General features: G+C 48.7%; 14 protein-coding genes and 1 pseudogene. 12 read left to right on the top strand and 3 right to left on the bottom strand.

Annotated features, from left to right (window positions below; all coding sequences use genetic code 11):
- The first annotated feature begins 93 nt into the window (after positions 1-93).
- Both ACFQ0N_RS21010 and ACFQ0N_RS21005 read left to right on the top strand, forming a co-directional pair.
- The gene (locus ACFQ0N_RS21010) at positions 94-777 is read left to right on the top strand and encodes a Crp/Fnr family transcriptional regulator (protein ID WP_379329820.1); all 684 of its coding nucleotides are present in this window, start codon (positions 94-96) and stop codon (positions 775-777) included.
- A 106-nt stretch (positions 778-883) separates the two neighbouring features.
- Entirely contained in the window at positions 884-1,693 is an 810-nt protein-coding gene (locus ACFQ0N_RS21005; protein WP_379330181.1) for a DNA alkylation repair protein, read from the top strand.
- Positions 1,694-1,754: 61 nt separating this feature from the next.
- Here the strand turns inward: ACFQ0N_RS21005 and ACFQ0N_RS21000 are convergent, their stop codons facing one another.
- Entirely contained in the window at positions 1,755-2,636 is an 882-nt protein-coding gene (locus ACFQ0N_RS21000; protein WP_379330179.1) for an AraC family transcriptional regulator, read from the bottom strand.
- Positions 2,637-2,731: 95 nt separating this feature from the next.
- The gene (locus tag ACFQ0N_RS20995; protein WP_379329818.1) at positions 2,732-3,721 is read right to left on the bottom strand and encodes a LacI family DNA-binding transcriptional regulator; all 990 of its coding nucleotides are present in this window, start codon (positions 3,719-3,721) and stop codon (positions 2,732-2,734) included.
- Positions 3,722-3,965: 244 nt separating this feature from the next.
- Here ACFQ0N_RS20995 and ACFQ0N_RS20990 point away from each other — a divergent pair, with 244 nt between their 5' ends.
- The 5 genes from ACFQ0N_RS20990 (at position 3,966) to ACFQ0N_RS20970 (ending at position 14,707) form a co-directional block, all read left to right on the top strand.
- Complete coding sequence (locus tag ACFQ0N_RS20990) at positions 3,966-5,252, top strand: Gfo/Idh/MocA family protein (RefSeq protein WP_379330177.1); 1,287 nt, start codon at positions 3,966-3,968, stop codon at positions 5,250-5,252.
- A 59-nt stretch (positions 5,253-5,311) separates the two neighbouring features.
- Positions 5,312-6,790: an ABC transporter substrate-binding protein gene (locus ACFQ0N_RS20985; RefSeq protein ID WP_379329816.1), complete on the top strand. Its 1,479-nt coding sequence runs from the start codon at positions 5,312-5,314 to the stop codon at positions 6,788-6,790.
- 107 nt (positions 6,791-6,897) lie between these two features.
- Positions 6,898-7,833, top strand: a complete 936-nt coding sequence (locus ACFQ0N_RS20980; protein ID WP_379329814.1) for a carbohydrate ABC transporter permease — start codon at positions 6,898-6,900, stop codon at positions 7,831-7,833.
- Between the two features lie 23 nt (positions 7,834-7,856).
- Complete coding sequence (locus tag ACFQ0N_RS20975) at positions 7,857-8,693, top strand: carbohydrate ABC transporter permease (RefSeq protein WP_379329812.1); 837 nt, start codon at positions 7,857-7,859, stop codon at positions 8,691-8,693.
- A gap of 86 nt (positions 8,694-8,779) precedes the next feature.
- Positions 8,780-14,707 (top strand): glycoside hydrolase domain-containing protein, encoded by a 5,928-nt coding sequence (locus ACFQ0N_RS20970; protein ID WP_379329809.1) that lies wholly within the window; start codon positions 8,780-8,782, stop codon positions 14,705-14,707.
- A gap of 114 nt (positions 14,708-14,821) precedes the next feature.
- Here ACFQ0N_RS20970 and ACFQ0N_RS20965 read toward each other — a convergent pair whose 3' ends face one another.
- Positions 14,822-15,847, bottom strand: a complete 1,026-nt coding sequence (locus ACFQ0N_RS20965) for a LacI family DNA-binding transcriptional regulator (RefSeq protein ID WP_379329807.1) — start codon at positions 15,845-15,847, stop codon at positions 14,822-14,824.
- 105 nt (positions 15,848-15,952) lie between these two features.
- On the opposite strand from ACFQ0N_RS20965, the gene ACFQ0N_RS20960 reads away from it, so the two are divergent.
- From ACFQ0N_RS20960 to ACFQ0N_RS20940, 5 genes and pseudogenes are all read left to right on the top strand, one after another.
- On the top strand, positions 15,953-17,206 hold the full coding sequence (locus ACFQ0N_RS20960) for an FAD-dependent oxidoreductase (RefSeq protein ID WP_379329805.1): 1,254 nt from the start codon (positions 15,953-15,955) through the stop codon (positions 17,204-17,206).
- A 325-nt stretch (positions 17,207-17,531) separates the two neighbouring features.
- Positions 17,532-18,071, top strand: coding sequence for a helix-turn-helix domain-containing protein (locus ACFQ0N_RS20955; protein ID WP_379329803.1), 540 nt, complete (start codon positions 17,532-17,534; stop codon positions 18,069-18,071).
- Positions 18,072-18,135: 64 nt separating this feature from the next.
- Complete coding sequence (locus ACFQ0N_RS20950; RefSeq protein WP_379329801.1) at positions 18,136-18,483, top strand: PH domain-containing protein; 348 nt, start codon at positions 18,136-18,138, stop codon at positions 18,481-18,483.
- Positions 18,484-18,609: 126 nt separating this feature from the next.
- Entirely contained in the window at positions 18,610-19,317 is a 708-nt protein-coding gene (locus ACFQ0N_RS20945; RefSeq protein ID WP_379329799.1) for an oxygen-binding di-iron domain-containing protein, read from the top strand.
- A gap of 41 nt (positions 19,318-19,358) precedes the next feature.
- Positions 19,359-19,787 (top strand): annotated as a pseudogene (locus ACFQ0N_RS20940) (vWA domain-containing protein); the annotation flags it as partial.

The following is a 19,787-nucleotide window of genomic DNA, read 5'->3' as shown; positions in this document are numbered from 1 at the left end:
CACCCCTCCTGACAAGGGCTTTGATGCTCGAAATGTTGGTGAGGGGGTTATTCATAGTGGTACACTATAAGCAACGAAAAAGCGGGAGGCCATATGGATAACATACAATACCTGTCACAATTTAATTTGCTTCACGCGTTATCGCAAGAGGACCTGGCAGAGATGGACGAAATGACTTCCATTACGACAGTGCCAAAGCATACCTTCATCCAGACGCCGGACACTTTTACCGAAGGGCTGTATTTTGTGAAAAGGGGCAAGGTGCGCCTGTATCGGCTCAATGCAGAAGGAAAGCAGTTTACACTCGATATATTGAGTGAAGGAAATATATTTGGCGAAATGAAGGGCATTTCCTTGGGAACAAGAGAGATCTATATCGAAACGATTGAGGAATGCGATATTTGTATCATGGATACAAACAGATTCGAGCGTTTTCTTCTGGAGCGGCCGCGATTTATGATGACGATGATGCATGTAATAAGTGAGCGGCTGGCTTTAATGAGCAGTCTTGCTCAAAATTTGGCGCTCGGAAAGCTGCATGATAAAATTTTGCATGCTGTCATCAAATTATCCGGTCAATTCGGATTGCAGGAGGATAATGACTATTATCGGATCGATCTCCCATTGTCGCAGCAGGAGCTTGCCCATTTAGTCGGAGCAACCCGGGAAGCGGTGGCGGTAGCATTGCAGGAGCTGGCAGAAGCAAAAGTGATCAAGACCGGATTCAGAACGGTTTATATCCACCGGGAGGCATTAAACGCGAGAAATTTGTTGTAGCAAAGCTGTAAGCTGCATTACATCTTTTTCGCTGCTCAGGAAGTATGTTATAAGCTATGAGGAGAGAAACGATGCCGCCAGGGAGTGATAAAAGCTGAATACAGACATAATCAACCGCAAGGGAGCCCGCAAAGCAGCGCAAATTCCCGATGAAGTCATGATCTTGTTGCAAAGCGGGCAAATACCGACTGTCAACTTGGCGGAATGGCTTGCGGTCAATCATTTCAGCTTGCTCCGTCATATCGTAGAGGAGCTGGAATTGCAAGCCCGTTATGAGCGGATGCGCGCCAATCTGGAGAAAGCAGCCGAAAATAAAATAATGAAGATCATACCGGCGATCGCCAAGGAGTGGCTCACGCTGCTGAACGAGCTTCCGCCCAAGGATGCAGAGCATGTCTTTGCGGGGCTGGCGTCGCACCCTTCAGACAGTGTACGCTGCTGGGCTGCCTATATAGTCGGGCTTGATGAGCGGCTCAGCCTTGAACAGAAGCTGCAGCGCATTCGGCCGTTCGCTGCCGACGGTCATTTTGGCGTACGTGAAATTGCCTGGATGGCGGTACGCGAATCCGTTTCCGGCGAGATTGACGCTGCGATCCGGATGCTGCACAGCTGGGCGCAGGATGAGGACGCCAATATCCGCAGATTTGCGATCGAATCGATACGCCCGCAGGGGGTATGGGCCAAGCATATTCCGCAATTGAAGGAAGCGCCGGAGAAGGCTCTTTCCCTGCTGGAGTTGGTCAAGTCCGATCCGGCCAAATATGTTCAGGATTCTGTAAGCAACTGGTTGAACGATGCGAGCAAGATGAGGCCGGAATGGGTGAGGCAAGTATGCGAGGCGTGGCAGCTGACGTCAAATACGAAGGAAACGAAACGGATTGTAACACGTGCGCAACGCAGCTTGAACAGGGCGTGAATGAGCGAATAGCGGACACCGCCGCCAGGTGCTTCGTTTCAAACGGTGTCCGCAAAGGTCGTTATTTTTTCACGATAGGTACCCATACTTCGCAGCGGTAGTCTGCCGCAGTGGTATTGCCAAGCGGATAGACCTCCAGCTCCGGCGCGCCGGAATGCTCATATCCGGTTCCAGGGAACCATTCCTGATAAATGCGGGCAGTTAACGTCTGGATGGCATCAGGAAGCGAGCCGACAGAAGTAAAGATCGCCCAAGTGGAGGCCGGGATGACGCTAGTGACAAAGCCGTGCTGCTCTGCGGCTGCACCGGCTGAGGAGCTGTCTGCCTCAGCGGCAATCATATAATTAAATTCATCTCGGCCTGGCACCATATCCATAATGATCCCGAGCACGTTGCCGTCAGTGCTGAGCGAGCCTAGCTTGTTGACTGTGCCGTTCCGGTTGTATTCCGCCCACAGTTTCGGAATTTTGCTTTGTTGCTCATTGTTTTGGCAGGTCAATCGGGCTGTTTTCCCGATTACGGTAAAGGCTTCTTTGTCTACAATACGATAGTCCATGTCTTTATCTCCTTTAAGTGAAATGTGAAAGGAAATGCGCGGAAAGGCTTTAAGTTGAACGCCAGGATGACGCGCTTCCGAAGGAGAGATGCCATGGATTTTCCGAAAAGCCTTCGAGAACGATTCAGGGGAATCATAGCCATACTTTAGCGCGACTTCAATAACTTTGCTCGGTGTCAAGGCCAACTCCTGCACCGCTAAAGTCAATCTGCGCTTGCGTATATATTCTGCTACCGTCATGCCGGTCAACATATGGAACATCCGTTGAAAATGAAACGGCGACGAATACGCAGCCGTGGCAATTTCCTCGATATTCAGCGGCTCCTCCATTTTACTCTCGATCAGATCGATCGCATCCTTCATGCGGTTTAACCATTCCACTAGCATCACCTCGTCTTCGTTAATGATCGTATCACTGATGCACCCTACACTCCTGTCATTTTGTGCTTTCACGGAACAGTTTTTTTTTGACGATTGAGCAATCAAGATTTTTTGGGGGCAACCGTGCCGCCTTCGAAAAGGGAAAATTCAGTAATGCTGCAAGCCCTTCTCCCTGTTCCGGGATCATGAATCAGATCGATCAGCAGTGAGACGGATTCGGCTATTATAGCATCTGCCATATAGTAGGTGGTCAGTTGAGGAACGCTTATTTTCACTAAGTCGATAAGGCCAACCCCAATCAGGCTGATGTCGTCTGGAACAGAAACACCTATACTTTGAAGCCGTTGAAGGACGCCGAATTGAATAACATTATTGACGCAGAACACGGCAGAGTAATCCAGCTGAAGCATCTCGGCACGCTTGCATAATTCATAGCCGTTTTCGTCGTCGCTGATCTGGATCAGCGAACGATCGAGCGGAATTTCGTTAGCTTCTAGGGCATCGCAGTACCCTTTCAAGCATAACTGGTGGATCTCGTAATCCAAACTCCCCGAAAACAGCGCGATGCGCGTATGGCCGAGAGAAATAAGGTGGTTTACCGCTTCGAAAGCCCACTTCCGATTGTCGGAAATCGCATAGTTTAGATCGTCGATATTTCCGCTTAGGGGCAACCCGAATAAGAGAAAAGGCGTGTCATAGCTGCGGAGCACCTGAACCAAACACTCGTCAACATCGCCGGAAACGTAAGACCCGTCAATTTCCTTGCTCTCCAAGGCTTTTCTTAGCTTGTCGATGGATTCGGGAGCTTTCGTGACGTTCATGAACATCAACCCGTAGCCGGCTTGGCTGGCTGCATGTTCGACGAGGTGAAGTTCTCTCATGTAGCGCGGGTCATCCGCATCCCGCTCGTAAAGAATAAAGCAAATCTTGGGGGAACTGTCCACGTCTCTGTAACCCAGTTCCCTGGCTGCCTGCAAAATTTTGTTGCGGGTTTTGCTCGAAATGGTGCTGCTGGGTGTATTATTCAGCACGAGGGACACAGCCGCGCGCGAAATGCCAAGGTAGTCCGCGATTTCCTTTTTCGTAACCATAAGCCAATGTCAATCTCCTTCACGTGCAAAGTGAAAAAATAACGATAGTAATATTATAAGTTTGACAATTCAATTTTGTCAATTTTTCATCACTATAAGCGCTTGCTTAAGGTGGTTTTTTTGAGATGAATGCGATTACATGCTTAAAAAATAATTTCAAACGGAGTATTGACAGAAAAATATAGCGGGCGTTATTATTGCTGTTAGCAAGTTATATCCGAATACATACAAGGGGGCATGCAGCATTACACGACAGATTACGGCGGTACTCCTAGGCGCAGGAGCGAGGGGAAGATTCGTCTATGGCGCTTACGCCAGAAAGTACCCTGAACAGTTGAAGATCGTCGCGGTGGCCGAGCCAGACGAGGAACGAAGAAAAATCGCGGCGGCCGAGTATGGTCTTTCGTCTGAACAACTTTACACGAGTTGGGAACAAGCGCTGGCTGTAGGGCAAATCGCGGATGCAGCGATCATCTCGACACAGGATCGTATGCATTACGAACCTACGCTGCGAGCATTAGCGTTAGGATATAACATCCTGCTAGAGAAACCGATGGCCCCGGACATTGGTGAAGTGATTGAGATGGCCCGGGCTGCGAAGCTTCATGGCAGGCTGCTTACCGTATGCCATGTTCTGCGCTATACGCCTTTCTGGTCCAAGATCAAAGCGTTGATCGCCTCCGGCAGGATTGGACAAATCGTATCCGTGCAATTAAGCGAGAACGTCGGTTTTTATCATATGGCGCACAGCTTTGTACGCGGCAACTGGAGAAGGTCGGATGATACGAGCCCGATGATTCTGCAAAAGTCCTGCCACGATATGGACCTTTTATCCTGGTTGATCGACAGACGATGTCTGAAAGTGGGTTCTTATGGATCGTTGCTGCATTTTCGTCCGGATAACGCCCCGGCAGGTTCGGCATTTCGCTGCATAGACAATTGCGCGGTCGAGAGAAGCTGCCCATATTCAGCGGTCCGAATTTATGAAGAAGCCGATACGGATGAATGGAGGCGCTTTATTGCCAGCGAACCGACTCCGGAAGCCGTCCGGCATGCACTGCGAGAAGGGCCGTTCGGCCGCTGTGTCTATCGGTGCGATAACAATGTTGTCGACCACCAGGTTGTCAACATGGAGTTCGAGGGAGGCGTCACGGCCTCGTTTACAATGTCGGGTTTCACACATGAAATATCCCGGACGGTGCAAATTATGGGCACGTTGGGTGAAATCCGCGGGCATATGGAGAATAACGAAATCCGGTTGTACCCATTCGGGCAAGAACAAATCCTGGTTCCGGTCACTGTTGGAGAAGGCGGGCATGGCGGCGGGGATGAAGGCCTCATCCGGGAATTCCTGAACGACGTGCGAAACGGACAACGCTCTGAAGGACAAGGATTGACCTCAGCCGAAGCTTCCGTACAAAGCCATTTGATGGCCTTCGCAGCGGAGCGTTCGAGGCTGGAAGGCGGCCGCTCCGTCGAGATTTCGAGCGTGCTGGACTTGGGGTATCAGTCCCATTGGCAGTTGAACTGAGCTATTTTGCAGTTTATATAGCTTCAACTGAAAGAAATCATTAAGGAGGGTCAATGGCAATGAAAAAGGTACATGGATTGTTGGTTTCTTCAATTATGGTTGTCTCGATGTTAGCTGGATGCGGAAGCAACGTCAGCAAACCGTCGGAAGGCACAGACACGCCGCCGCCAAGTCCGGACAACTCGGTAAACGCTTCCCCAGAATCAGACGGCGTCTATCCTGAAAATGGTTTGCCAAAGGATGAGAAAGTGACGCTTAAGGTAGGCTTCTGGGAAGCTGGTTCAGGACGTGCCTGGATGGATTTTGCGGTCAAGAAGTTTACGGAAAAATATCCGAATGTCACCTTCGATATCATGGCGTCCCCTGCATTGGAGACAATTCTTGAGCCGAAGATCGCTGCGGGCGACGATAATGACATGTTCGATCTCTTCTTTCCGCGTTTTTCCGGCGCAGGACAGCGGGAAAGAATGGTCGCGACAGGCAAAGTAGAACCGCTGGACGATTTATGGAATCGCGAGCTTCCGGGGGAACCCGGCAAGACGTTGCGTTCCGTCATCTCGGACGATGCGTATGAATCGGCCGCCACCCTCAGTTATACGTCCATATTGCCGGTTGCCGGCTTTACAGCAGGACTGTTCTTCGATCAGAAGTTGTTTGACGAGAAGGGGTGGAACAAAAGCCCGGCAACGTGGGATGAGTTCGTCGGGCTGCTTGATCAGATCAAAGCTGACGGTGTGATCCCGATTACGTTTCCCGGGGTTTATGCAGGATATTTGACCGACTATGTATTTAACACCCTGCAATTCGGCCTGGCGAAGTCGGAGGGCAAACTCGACGAGTATATCCAAAACTTCCGCAGCTATACCGGGCCGCAGTTCACGACACCGGAAAACAAAGAGGCTTGGAACCGGATTTTCGACTTCGGCAAGAAAGGTTATTTTCCTGCCGGAGTAGCAGCCCTCAACCATACACAATCGCAAATGCAGGTGCTTCAGCATAAGGCTGCGCTTGTTTCGACCGGAGACTGGGTAGGAAACGAGATGAAGGATGCGACGCCGGAAGGCTTCACCTGGGGATTCATGGCTGTGCCGGCCACGAATGATGCTGACCAGACGATCTTCGTCAACTCCGGAGTCGGGGACTTCGGCTTCATGATATGGAAAAACAAACCTGATCTCAATAAGAAATGGGCAAAAGAATTTCTGATAAGCTTGTACGATTTCGAAATTCAGACGACGATCGCATCTGATGCGGGAGCTTACCCTGCACGTCTTGATTTCGGAGACGATCCGGCTCGTACAGCGAAGCTTCAGCCGGCTCAATCGGCCGTCATGGACTATTCTTCGAAGCATAACGTTCAATACATTTCCTATCGCCGCAACTTCGGTCTTACCAGTACGGAGAGCGGTGCCGCCGACAAGATGCTAAGCGAGCTAATTACAGCTGTGGCTACAGGCAAGAAAGATCCGGCTCCCGTCTTGGAAGAGGCTGAGAAACTGAAGCAAGCCGCGATCGCGAAGGATCGTCCAAAGCCGTAGGCAAAGCTCAAGCTTGCCGCGATTGATACGCGGAGGAGAAGTGCGTTCGGGAGGAAGCATTATTCCTCCCGTTCATTTGATTTTATCTTGAAGGGGGATTATGCGAGTTGAATGCCAGTCAAACACCGCTTTCGCGGAATGGGCAAGGATCCGGAAAAGCCGCTAGGCAGAAGGCTATGTTTCTGCTTATCGCGATTGCGCCGTCTTTGCTGGGATATATTTTGTTTACCTTGTACCCGAATGTGATGTCTGTGTACTACTCCTTTTTGGAATGGGATGGATTGACGGATGCTAAATTTGCCGGCCTCGATAACTATGCTTACTTGTTTAAGGATCATTTCATCTGGCGCGCACTGTATCACAATCTGATTTATATCGTTGTTGTGCCCGCTTTGACGATGTTCGTATCGCTGTTGCTTGCCTATTTGCTTAACAACAAATCGTATCGGGAGAACGCCTTCTATAAAGTCGTTTACTTTTTTACGAACGTGCTTTCCACGGTCGTCGTAGCGTTACTGTGGTCGTTCATCTTCGACGGTACATTTGGTTTGCTGAACGGCTTTCTTGAGCTGTTCGGGTTGAATATGAATGATTTTTACTGGTTGGGCGATTCGAGAACGGCAATCTGGGCGCTCGTCATACCGATGGTATGGGGCGGGGTTGGCCTCTACGTCGTTATCTTCATTAATGCGATGAGCGCGATTCCAAAATCGCTATACGAAGCGGCGCACCTTGAAGGCGCCAGACCGATGACCATTCTGTTCCGGATTACGATCCCGCTTATTCGCAATGTCATAAGGGTATGTGTCGTGTTCGTCGTTCTTGGCACGCTGAAGGGCTTCGAGATCATCATGATTCTGACAAATGGCGGCCCGGAAGGCTCGACGGACGTCGCAGGATTGTACATGTTCAATCTTGCTTTTGGCAAGGAATCGCACAGCTACGGGTATGCGTCCGCTATAGGCATGCTGCTGTTCGTCATCCTGGTTGGCTCGAAACTGATCATCGATAAAATTTACCCGGAGAAGGACATAGAGTTCTAGCATGAGAAAGGAGGAGGGGTGGAATGACGGAAAAGAGAACACTGGCGGACAGTTTATGGAGACTGATCTTATTTTTATGGGCGCTATCCATTTTGTTTCCGGTTGTATGGATTTTATATCAATCGTTTAGGACGAACGCAGACTTTTTCCAAAACATTTGGGCGCTGCCATCAAAGATGAACTGGAGCAATTACACGAAAGCTTGGAACGAATACGACATCGGCCAATCCTTGTTAAACACCCTCTACTACGTAGGCGCAAGCTTGGTGCTGGGTACGTTTCTTACTACACTTAACGCCTATGCACTGACCCGCATGAAGTTCAAGGGCAGGCAATTCATCTGGGGGCTTATCATGCTGTCGCTGTTCCTGCCGGGCATTAACGCGCTTGTGCCGCAATATGTGCTGATGAAGTCCCTCAGTCTGACGAACAGCCTGACAGGGCTAGTCATACTGGACAGTTTCGGGGAGAACGTATTTTTCCTCATGCTGCTCGGCGGTTTTATGTCTTCTTTGCCCAAGGACCTGGAGGAAAGTGCTCACATAGACGGTGCAACGCTGTTCCAGACGTTCTGGAAAATCATTGTACCGCTGTCCACGCCGGGAATCGTAACGGTGGCGATTTTTAAGTTTCTCGGTCTGTACAATAACTTCCTCGGCCCGTTTATTTATTTGTCCGATCCTGCAAAGTACACGATCGGGGTCAATATGTATCAGGCGAATATGAAGATGCAATATACGTCGGATTGGGTGACGATGTTTGCAGGCGTGATGATCGTCATGGTCCCTTCCATTATATTCTATATCCTGTTCCAGAGAAGGATCATGGAAGGCGCTACGATGGGGGCGACGAAGGGATGAACAGAGAATGACAAAAAGCAACTTTTCAGTTGCTTTGCGAAGATTCTGTAAGCGCTTTATATAAATTAAAGGAGATGTGAACCTGAATGAAAAAATGGAGAAGTGTAAGCAAACGGCGGGCTTTGCAATTGCTTATTTTATGTTTATTCATGCCGGTTATTTTCGGAATTGGGGAGACGACGGCAGCGGCAGCGGCACCAACTGAAAATGGGTTTAGTAATGCAGGCTTCGAAATGGTGTTTGGGGGCCAGCCTGCTGGATGGACACATTCAGCCGGCCAACTTGGAACAGATTTTGGCGTGAGCGATCAAGAAAAGCATTCAGGCACGTATAGTGCTTTTATTGATCATTCAACAGGAGAAGGTTGGCCGAACTGGGAGTATACGCAAGGAGAATCGGTTAGCGATGCGGAAGAGTATGAGTTCTCTGTCTGGCTTAAAGTAGCTGATTTGGAAATGACCGGTCGTCCGGTGCTGGCATTGGACTGTTATGATAGCAACAATGCATGGATTAACGGTCCAAGTATCAAGATGGAGAAGGAAGAGTTTACCGGCGATTGGCAGCGCTTTGTTTACCGCTTCCAGCCTGCACAAGGAGTTGTTCATGTAAAACCCTATTTAATGGTGGCGTACGGAACCGGGAAGGTTTATTTTGATGATGCGTCGTTCGTTCAGTTAAACGCTGATCCCGAGCCGACAGAAGGGACATACCGCATTTGGACAGCACCTAGCACAATGAATATTATGCGCGATGCCGTACCTCTTTCTTCGAATACCGTAAATTTGGAGATGGCGAAGCGCGAATATCAAAGCGGCCAGGTTCTGCTCACAGCCAACGGCGGATTTGTCGACATAACGGAAGCTGTAATTTCGGATTTAACCTCCGGCAGTGCAACGATACCTGCCAGCCAAGTTGAGGTGCTTGTGCAGCATTATATCAAAACGACTACTAAGTCTAACAACGCGCATGAGCCTGGCTGGTATCCGGATGCTTTAATTCCGATTGGGCCTTATATGAACGTGCATGGGTCCATTCAAGTACAAAGCGGCAACAATCAGGCGATTTGGTTTACGGTTAAAACAGAAGAGAATACGCCTGCCGGACTGTATTCAGGAACCATCTCGATTACGGCTAATGGCAATACGGATCAGGTGCCTATTAACGTAAAAGTTAGAGATTTCGCGCTTCCGGAACAGAATCATGCACAAACGGCATTTGCGATATGGGGCGGGATGCTTTCTTACGGCTACCCGGGATTGGCAGAGGGATCATCAGCATATTGGGATGTCATGAAAAACTACTATGAGTTTCTATTAAACTATCATGTGACTCCAACGAGCCTGCCGATCCCGGCAGACGATTACGACCAATACATTACGGATGCTGAGCCCTATATCAATGATCCGCGTGTTTCTGCCTATAACCTTCCTTATACGATAGGCGATTTTGAAAGCGGCAGAGCGAAGCAACTTGTCGACGGATTGAAGGCTAAGGGACTGCTGGACAAAGCTTATTATTATTTGGGAGCGGAAATCGATGAGCCCTCGGCAGCAATGTTCCCTAAGGTAAAGCTGCGCAGCCAGCAAATTAAAGCTATCGATCCTGCACTTAGACATTTGGTAACGACTGGTCTTACCCCTGAATTAATGGATGACGTTAATACATTCACGCCTTTATTCCGCGATTTTGAAAGTCAGGATTATTTGCAGCAGGTACAACAGTTTAAAGCAAACGGGGGCAATATATGGTGGTATGGCTGTGTCTTGCCGGCTAATCCATACCCGACCTATCATATTGACGATGATCTTATCAGTGCAAGACTTGTACCTTGGATGCAGCATTCTTACAATATTGAGGGGAATTTATATTGGTCGGTTAATATTTATGGAAAATGGACCGGCTCCTGGCCTTATAAGTCGCGCGATGTATGGAACGATCCGTTGGCCTTCCCGGGAGCCAATGGGGACGGATTTTTGTTATATCCAGGATTTAAATACGGCATGGACAGCCCAATTGCTACATTACGGCTGCAGACGATACGCGACGGCAATCAGGACTATGAATATTTGTGGCTGTTGGAGGAACGCATTAATGAGGCAGCGCAGCAATTAGGGGTAACGGTATCGGCTAAAGAGCTGATCCAGCCTTATTATGACCGCTTATTCACAAATGTTAAATCATTTACAAAGAGTGCACAGGATTTGCAGCAGGTAAGAAGTGAAATCGCGGATTTTATCGAAGAACTGGCGAAGGACCCGCAAGCGCTAGTCGTTATTAAGGATCAGCCCAACGAACTGTCTAAAAAAGAAGTTGTTGTATATGCGGCTAAAGGGACAGAAGTTTCCATTAATCAGGAAGTAATTACTGGGATGGAAATATCTGGTAATCAAGTGAGCGATCGTTATAGTTACACGATGGATTTCGGTTTGGGTACGAATGAGGTGCAGATTCAACTGAAGCAAGGGACGCACGAGCTTGCTATCACGAAGCGGGTCTTTGTAAAATCTCGCGTACTGCAGCCGATTATGCGGAAACAGGTCATTCACGATTTCCCGGATCAGCAGTCGATCAGCGGCATCACGACTGTGTATGGCGCTTCGATATTAGGTATTACAGAGGATCATGCAACAGGAGACGGCAATGCGCTGAAAGTGAAGATCCCTGCGAACATTCCGGATAGCTATCCTGGCATTCGCATTCCTGTAAGGGAAGATCTGAAAGATTTCAAATGGGCAGAGACAATTGAACTGGACGTTTACAATGCGGCCAATGAACCTAAAGATATGTTTATTAAATTTTATGACCAGAACGGTGCCGCTTCCGATCATCGGATTAGAACCATAGCACCCGGGGAGAATCATTTATCGTTTAATTTGTCGGAAGTAAAAAATGATATTCACCATATAGCTTCTATAGTCGTTTATACATTACCGGGTAGTCAGGAAGCGGAATTGTACATTAGTGACCTGCATTTGCTAGGCGTTGATACGGAAGCGATGAAGCAGTACGATCTTCCATTTACTCAGGTTATTCCTTATGTGGATGGAAATTTGAACGAACAAATATGGAAAGCACGCTCGCCGCTAACCTATAAAACGGGCGTTACTGATAATGAAGCTGCAATCTCATATCACTACAATGATGAGTATTTATTTGTAGCGGCATCAGTTAAAGATAACCATGTTGTGAACTCCGGTGCGGCCAATCCGTGGGATGACGATTCTTTGGAAATATATGTGGATGGAACAGGCAAACAAGGAACCTACGATGACCACACAGTCAGATATGTATTTAGAGTGAACGATCCGCAAGTGCATATTTATCGGGTGACACCGAGAGCGAATGAAAAGATCAAGTACAGCTATGCTGCAACCGCAGACGGTTATAACATGGAAATTGCGATTCCTTGGCGATCGCTGGATATTGACCCGGTACTAGACAATATCATTGGTCTCACTGCGCATGTGAATGATAAGGATGTCAATGATGCAAGCTTGCCGGCGGCAGGAAAGCTTGCTTTGACAGAAGATAGCTCGCAGGATGCTGTATCTTCCTCATCGTGGTTGCCAAAAAAATTCGTTAAACAAAAAACGGTTTACCAGATTGACGCTGTTGAAAGCAACGCAATGAATATCGATGGTAAAGCTGATGAAACAGCTTGGCATACCAATTGGAACATCGGCTATAAAGCCTTTGGCAATTTGCTGGATGAAAACAGCGGCGGCAGATTGGGATTGCTGTGGAGCCCTGAATATTTGTATGCAGCCTTCGACGTGAAGGATGGCAATATTCATGTGCCGAAGACGCGTCCGGTATGGGAAGAAACAAGCGTCGAATTGTTTGTGGATAGTGAATTTGTTCAGGGGGTGCGCGATAGCAGAACGCATCAATATACGATTCGGGTTGACGATCCTGAAATTTATTATAATGGCTTGCCGGATGCTGACCTGACACAAGGCATTATTCAAAAAAGCACGCGTACGGCAGATGGTTATCAGGTCGAGATGGCTATTCCTTGGACAACAATAGGCATAACTGCTGAAGCGGGCAAAAAGATTGGTATTACGGTCCATCTCAACCTGGTAGAACGGACCAGCGGGGCGGCATTAAGCTTGACAGACAACGGTATTATGGACGGCGCTTCGACAGCCAACTATGTTGCCTTTGAGATGAAGGGGCTGCCCGTAGTGAACAGCTATACAGTCAGCTTCAATTCCGACGGCGGCACGGCGGTTCCGGATCAAATCGTAAGCCACGGCAGCAAAGCAACAAAGCCAGCCGACCCGACAAAAGCGGGCTATACGTTCCAGGGCTGGTTCACGGACGGAACATATGCCGCCGCGTTCGACTTTGATGCGGCGATCACAGGCAATGCGACAGCGCATGCGAAGTGGGAAGGAAATAGCCCTGCGAGCTATAAGGTGAGCTTTGTTACCTATGGCGGCACGGCGGTGCCGGATCAAACCGTTAGCCATGGCAGCAAAGCAACGAAGCCAGCCGACCCGACGAAAGCGGGCTATACATTCCAGGGCTGGTACACGGACGGAACGTATGCCACCGCCTTCGACTTTGAAGCGGCGATCATGGGTAACGCGACGGCGCATGCGAAGTGGGAAGCAAACAGCCCTGCGAGCTATAAGGTGAGCTTTGTTACACATGGCGGCACGGCGGTTCCGGATCAAATTGTAATCCACGGTAGCAAAGTAAAGAAGCCAGCCGACCCGACGAAAGCGGGCTATACGTTCCAGGGCTGGTTCACGGACGGAACATATGCCACCGCGTTCGACTTTGAAGCGGCGATCATGGGCAACATGACGGCGCATGCGAAGTGGGCTGTTACAGTAGACCCGGTCGATGTACCGCCAACGTCGACTAACGGCGGGATTGCGGGAAACAGTCAAGGAACAGGATCGACAGCAAGCGAATATGTGGTAAAGGCGCAGGATATTGCGTCGAAGCAGCCCAAAATTACGTTTGCAGAAGGGCAGGAAAAGGCAATCATCGCGCTTGAGCTTCTTCAGCAGTTGCGACAGCAGAATACGCCGCTTACAATTGAGCAGGGCGATGCGCAGCTGACGCTTAGTCAGAAATGGATAGATGAGTTGCTGAAGTCCGGCGAGGCAGCCGATTCCGATAATCTGACGGTCGAACTGAGAGCAGCGGCGAAGGAGGAAGGCCAAAGTCTTGTTTCGCTTGCCGCCAACAAGCAAAACGCCGATATTTCATTACCGGAACAAGTGTGGGAAGTGCTGGTAAAATGGACTAATGGCGATAAAGAGCAAGCGGCGGCGACGCCGTTTAAAGCTCCGCTGGTGCTTTCATTGCCAGTCGCACAGGAGAAGCTGGCCAACTATCATATTTATCGCTTTGGACCAGATGGTGAGCTTGTCTACTTGAATGAAGAGGTATCTGACGAGCGGCTCTCTGTCCAATTGTTCGAGGGAGGACAGATTGCGGGGTTGATATTTGTGAAGAAATTCGATGATCTATCCAAGGTCCAATGGGCGGTGGAAGCTATTCGAGAGCTTGCTGCCAGACAGATTATTAAAGGCACTTCAGCCACAGCGTTTGCGCCTGCACGTGAGATTACACGCGCTGAATTCGCGGCGATGCTTGCAAGAGTGCTGGGGCTTGAAGAGAAAGGAAGCAGCAGATTTACAGACGTAAGCTCTGATGCGTGGTTTGCAGGCGCAGTCAATGCTGTTGCTCAGGCCGGATTGGTCAAGGGTCAAGGAAACGATCACTTTGCTCCTCATGCTGCAATTACGCGCGAGGAGATGGCGGTTATGCTGAGGAGAGCTTTGGAATGGCAGAGAAAGCAACCTCTTCAGTCCGCTTTATCATATAGCTATGCCGATGACGCGCAAATTTCCTCATGGGCAAAAGAAGCGACCCAAGTTTTGACGGAGATGGGCATTATGGCCGGACGAGGCAATAACAATTTTGTGCCGAAAGTCTCTGTTAATCGTGCTGAAGCAGCGCAAGCCATTTATAACTATTTGAATAAGCAATAAAAGCCAGAAGCCGCCATGCTGGGACCGATGTCCCTGTACGGCGGCTTTTCCGAATGTTAGGACCTCCGCGGCGGTCGTGGATGCGCAACAACCATCACGAAGCGCTCCGTAACTTTACCGATACGGCTGCACCGTTGATCCCGGGAAAAAGGTGCCCTGCAGACGAGTATACTCGAACGGCTCGTGCGGATTGGCGATTCGCCAAAGCAACCTTTCCGCTGCCCGTCTGCCAGCTTCCTGCATAAGGAGCAGGGGGCGGGAAAGCTGAGGGAAGCGCTTGTTTTCCATATCCTCCACACTAACAAGCGAGATATGCTCGGGAATGTTCAGATTGATCTTTTGCAAGGCGTACATGACGGCGCTTAAATCCTGCTGTACGGCACACAGGATAGCGCTGTATTTGCCGTGGATCAGCTTATGCTGAAGTTCGCTCATCCATTGCTCCGACGGGAGCGCGTAGACGGTCATGTGCTGTTCCGGCTGCGGTACGATACCGATTCTCCCCATTGCTTCACAAAAAGCTTGCCAGCGCAGCCGGAATCCGCGGTGCCGATAAATATCCCCAATATATAAAATGCGTTCATGCCCCATGGCATGCAGGTAGTGGACAGATTGGTGAACGGCTGTCAGCACATCCCAGATGACGCTGTCTACATTCGCGAGCGGGGGCGGATAATTGATCAACACCTTCGGTAACGGCAGCTGCAGCAAAAGCCGTTCAATTTCCTCCTGAATTGCGGGGGGAATAATTACGCCGTCGTAGTATTCCAGATCAATGCCGGCAAGCCAGCTTTGCATCTCCGTGTTTAGCGGAGGAAGGAAAGTGGCGGTCATTGTATGTCCCCATTCCTGCATTCTTTCCTGAAGCCCTTGAAATTGAACTCGAAAAAACGGCGTCTCTTGCGTCATAATCATGGTGAAGCGCCTTTGCTTCGTAGACAGCAGGGGCAGCTTTTCATAACCGACGCTCAGCTCCTGTTCCTTTGTTTTGTAGCCCAGCCTGCGTGCTGTTTCGAACACCTGCCGCCGGGTGGACTCGGACATCCCGGGCAGTCCTCTTAATGCTTTGGACACGGTATGCAGGCTAAGCTTCAGCTCTTCAGCAATATGGTGCAGAGTGACTTCCTTCTTCTTGCGCATCTTTTTAATCCTCTTCATTTTAATTTTGAAGTAATTTGAAACTAAAAATTACTTGTATTTTAAGCTAGAATAAAGCTAATTTCAACAGCTGGAGGAGGAACGCATATGATGCAGCACGCAGAGTATTCGTTTGAGCGCCAAGTGAAGGTGCACGCATCGGCAGATATTGTTGTCATTGGCGGCGGACCGGCGGGGACGGCGGCGGCCATCAGCGCGGCGCGCAGCGGCCAAAAGGTGATTTTGCTGGAGAAATCCGGCCAGTTGGGCGGGATGGGAACGCTGGGCAATGTCAGTATTTTTATGCCGATCGGTAATGTGACGGGCATTTACCGCGAGATGATAGGCGAAGTTTTGGCCGAATATTTGCCTGAGCATCATGACGAGTCGATTGCGCCGCAATATTCGCCGTTTGCGCTTCGGTATTATTTGAATGAAAAGATGAAAAAGGAAAATGTACACGTTTGCTTTCATGCTGATTTTGCCGGGACGGTTAAAGAGGGCAACCGGATTAAAGCGGTCATTGTCTCGACCCGCGAAGGGCTGCGAGCCTTTGAGGCGAAGCAGTTTATCGATTGTACGGGCGATGCCAAGGCGGCCATTGATGCGGGAGTGCCGTACCATTCCGGGCGCGAGGGCGACGGGATGACACAGCCGATGACGCTCATGTTTATGATGCAAAATACAGGGCGCAAGGTAAAGGCTGTCCTGCCGGAGGGCTGCTACGAATATAAGGAAAAGGCCGATTTGCCGCAGGGCCGGCACCTGTTTTGGGAGAAAAATCAGGATGGCACCCTGCTTGTCAATATGTCCCGCGTAAAGGGGAACGGGGCCAGGATTGAAGATATTAACTATGCCGAGACGGAGTCGCTCCGCCAGGTGTTTTCCATCGCGTATTACCTGCAAAACAACGGCTTTGAAACCTATACTATCTCCCATATTGCAGGGCAAGTCGGCGTACGGGAGACGAACCAGATTGAAGGGTTGTATACCTTGACAGAGGAGGACGTCGTCGGGGGCAGACGGTTTGCCGATGTCGTGGCGCAGACCAACTACGAGATTGACATTCACAGCCCGGACGGCAAAGGGACGACCGATGAGCGTGCCGTAAGCGGCTATGATATTCCGTATCGCTGTATGCTGACGGATAAAGTGGACAATTTGCTTGTAGCTGGAAGGGCAATTTCGGCAACGCATGTCGCCATGTCCTCCATGCGCGTCCAGCCGACCTGTTATGCGCTCGGCCAAGCGGCCGGCATTGCGGCGGCAATTGCCATTAAAGATGAATGCGCCATGAAGGAAGTAGAGATCGAGCAGTTGCACAGCCGTTTGCGCGAGCAAAATGTCGTGTTTGTAAAATAGTTCCCGCTGTTCAATAAAAAGAAGCCTGCTTTAGCAGTGTAATACTGCATGGAGCAGGCTTTTTTCGGTGCGCTGCATTACAGGGAAAGCAAAAGCAGCATGATTCAGCAAAAATTGAATAGCGCTCCATGCACAGGAAAGAAGAGCCGATCAAGAATAGAAGGTATCCCGGCCGGCGCGGCTGTGCTAGCGGGAGGCGCAGCAACTGTATGATCAGCTCCAGCGGCTCAATGAGCAATTTCCCATAATCATGTGCAAAATGTTGAAATTTTAAAGAACCTATATTATTATCGTTATATAAAATGATAATATAGGGGATAATACAATGTCAAAAAGGGCGGATCTACTGCTTCACCCGATACGAATGCGGATTATACAACAATTACTGCTGGGCAAACCGCTGACGACCGCACAACTTTTAGAAGAGCTTGGCGATGTTCCTCAAGCAACACTATATCGTCACATAAATCTTTTGATCGAGGCGGATATGATCGAAGTCGTCGATACGAAAAAAGTGAAGGGAACGGCAGAACGGGTATTTTCGGTAAAGAAGGATAATTTACAGGTTCCTGAAAAGGAAGTCGACGTGACTTCACAGGAAGATCATTTGCGATATTTTTCCGTATACCATGCTAATTTGCTTCAGCTTGCGACCTCTTATCTCACAGAGAATCCTCCGAAACAATACAAGGAAGATGGATTCAGTTATTGGTTTTCGCCTATGCATCTGACGGATGAAGAATTTCAAGAGCTCGTTGACTCGATTAATAAATATATTGAAAAGGCGATCAATAACGAACCGACGCCACAGCGTACTACCCGCATCTTTGCAGGTATGTTCATTCCACAAAAATCACAGGAATAAGGAGGCGTCATTGATGATTTTGGTATTAACACGGACATAAAAGCATAAGAGGAGGATACGAAAAATGAGTATTCAAGTTATATTAGGTGATCGCGCCTTAATCTTGAATTTTTCAAGTTGGGCAGCAGTTACTAATTTGAGAAGCAGAATAGAAATTCCTTACACTTCGATCGATGAATTGCAAGTGGGAGCTTTCGAGTTTCCCTTGACCGCTATAAGAAAAACCGGCATTTCTGCGTTAAATTATAAAGCTGGGGTTTTCGTCATTGATGGAAAGAAATATTTGTTATCTTATCGTGATGCCAGTAAAGTAGTCATTCTTGGTTTGAAAGAGCATGAATTTAACAAAATCGTAATTGAAAGTGAAGCTCCAGAACAATTAGTAAACAATCTTTTACTGCGGAGCTCTTAAGTACGATAGTTTAATCACCAGCAAGGTCGTACTTCATCCAGCCGACCGCGGCCTTTTACCGTCCTAAGGTACGAATGAACATAAACAAACCAGTAAAATAATCTGTAAGAAAAAAGGAGAACTCTTATGGTGCGTATCGATGAAATTGAGTCTGATGTATTTCGTCTTTCAATCTTCTCAACGGAATCCGGATTCCAGTACAATGCATTTTTAGTCCGAGACGAGGAGCCTCTTTTGTACCATACAGGCCCTAAATCACTTTTTTCTCAGTTCAGTCAAGCAGTTGCTAGTCTAATTGATCTTAATCAATTACGCTGGATTAGTTACAGTCATTTCGAGTCGGATGAGTGTGGCTCACTCAATGAATGGCTCACAATTGCACCTCAAGCTGAGGCTATAATCGGGATTGTTGGGGCGGCGGTAAATGGGGAGTTCGCTATCAGACCTATTCGTCCGCTTCAGGACAACGAGGTATTCAGTACGGGGAAGAAAAGCTTCCTTTACTTGCGCACACCCCATCTCCCGCATGGGTGGGATGCAGGATTCCTGTTTGAAGAGACCACGCGGACGCTCTTCACGTCTGACTTGTTCCATCAAAACGGCGATGTGGAACCAGTCACTGAGGCTAGTTTAATTGATCGGTTTAAAGTAGTGTTACAAAACTCACAAGGTCCGTTTTCCAACTATATTCCCTATACCTTGCACACAGAGCAGATGCTGCGTAAACTAGCAGATCTAAACCCTAAAACACTTGCTGTTATGCACGGCTCTTCTTACAAGGGAGACGGTAAGATTGCTATTGAAGAACTCATTAAAATATTTCAAGAAATGTAAGGTATGCTAGCAGCCATCAAAGGCTAATCGGAGGTAAGTTAATGATAAGAAGTTCGACCTTCATCGTTTTAATCATGATCGTATTCCTTGCCGGTTGCAGCAACGAACCAGAAAAGAATAATGCAAACACTCAGAACTCGTCGGATTCGAGTCAGAGTAACGAATCGCCAAAAAATAATCCAAACACTCAGAAGCCGGCAGAGTCCGGTCAGGATAACAAACAGGCAGAGAATATTTCAACTATTCCGGATGACCCGGATTCGAAACAAAGCAAACCGCAAATTGTATTAACGGATGAACAATTATTAATGAAACCGCCGGGGCGTTTTGCCGGTTCCGACTTTGATGAACAGAATGTTCAGGAGGCCTTGGACAAATTGCCGACTGATCTGACAGCCGATCAATATATGGAAGAGCTGCTCCTTCTGCTGGCTGAAGACTATCGTCCTTATGTGTCGACCTTCATTAAT

The sequence above is a fragment of the Paenibacillus sp. GCM10027626 genome (genome assembly GCF_042676285.1).
In the GTDB taxonomy this organism is placed as follows: Bacteria; Bacillota; Bacilli; order Paenibacillales; family Paenibacillaceae; genus Paenibacillus_Z.
The sequence above is the reverse complement of the archived record's forward strand: the minus strand, read 5'-3'. Positions and strand labels throughout refer to the sequence as shown.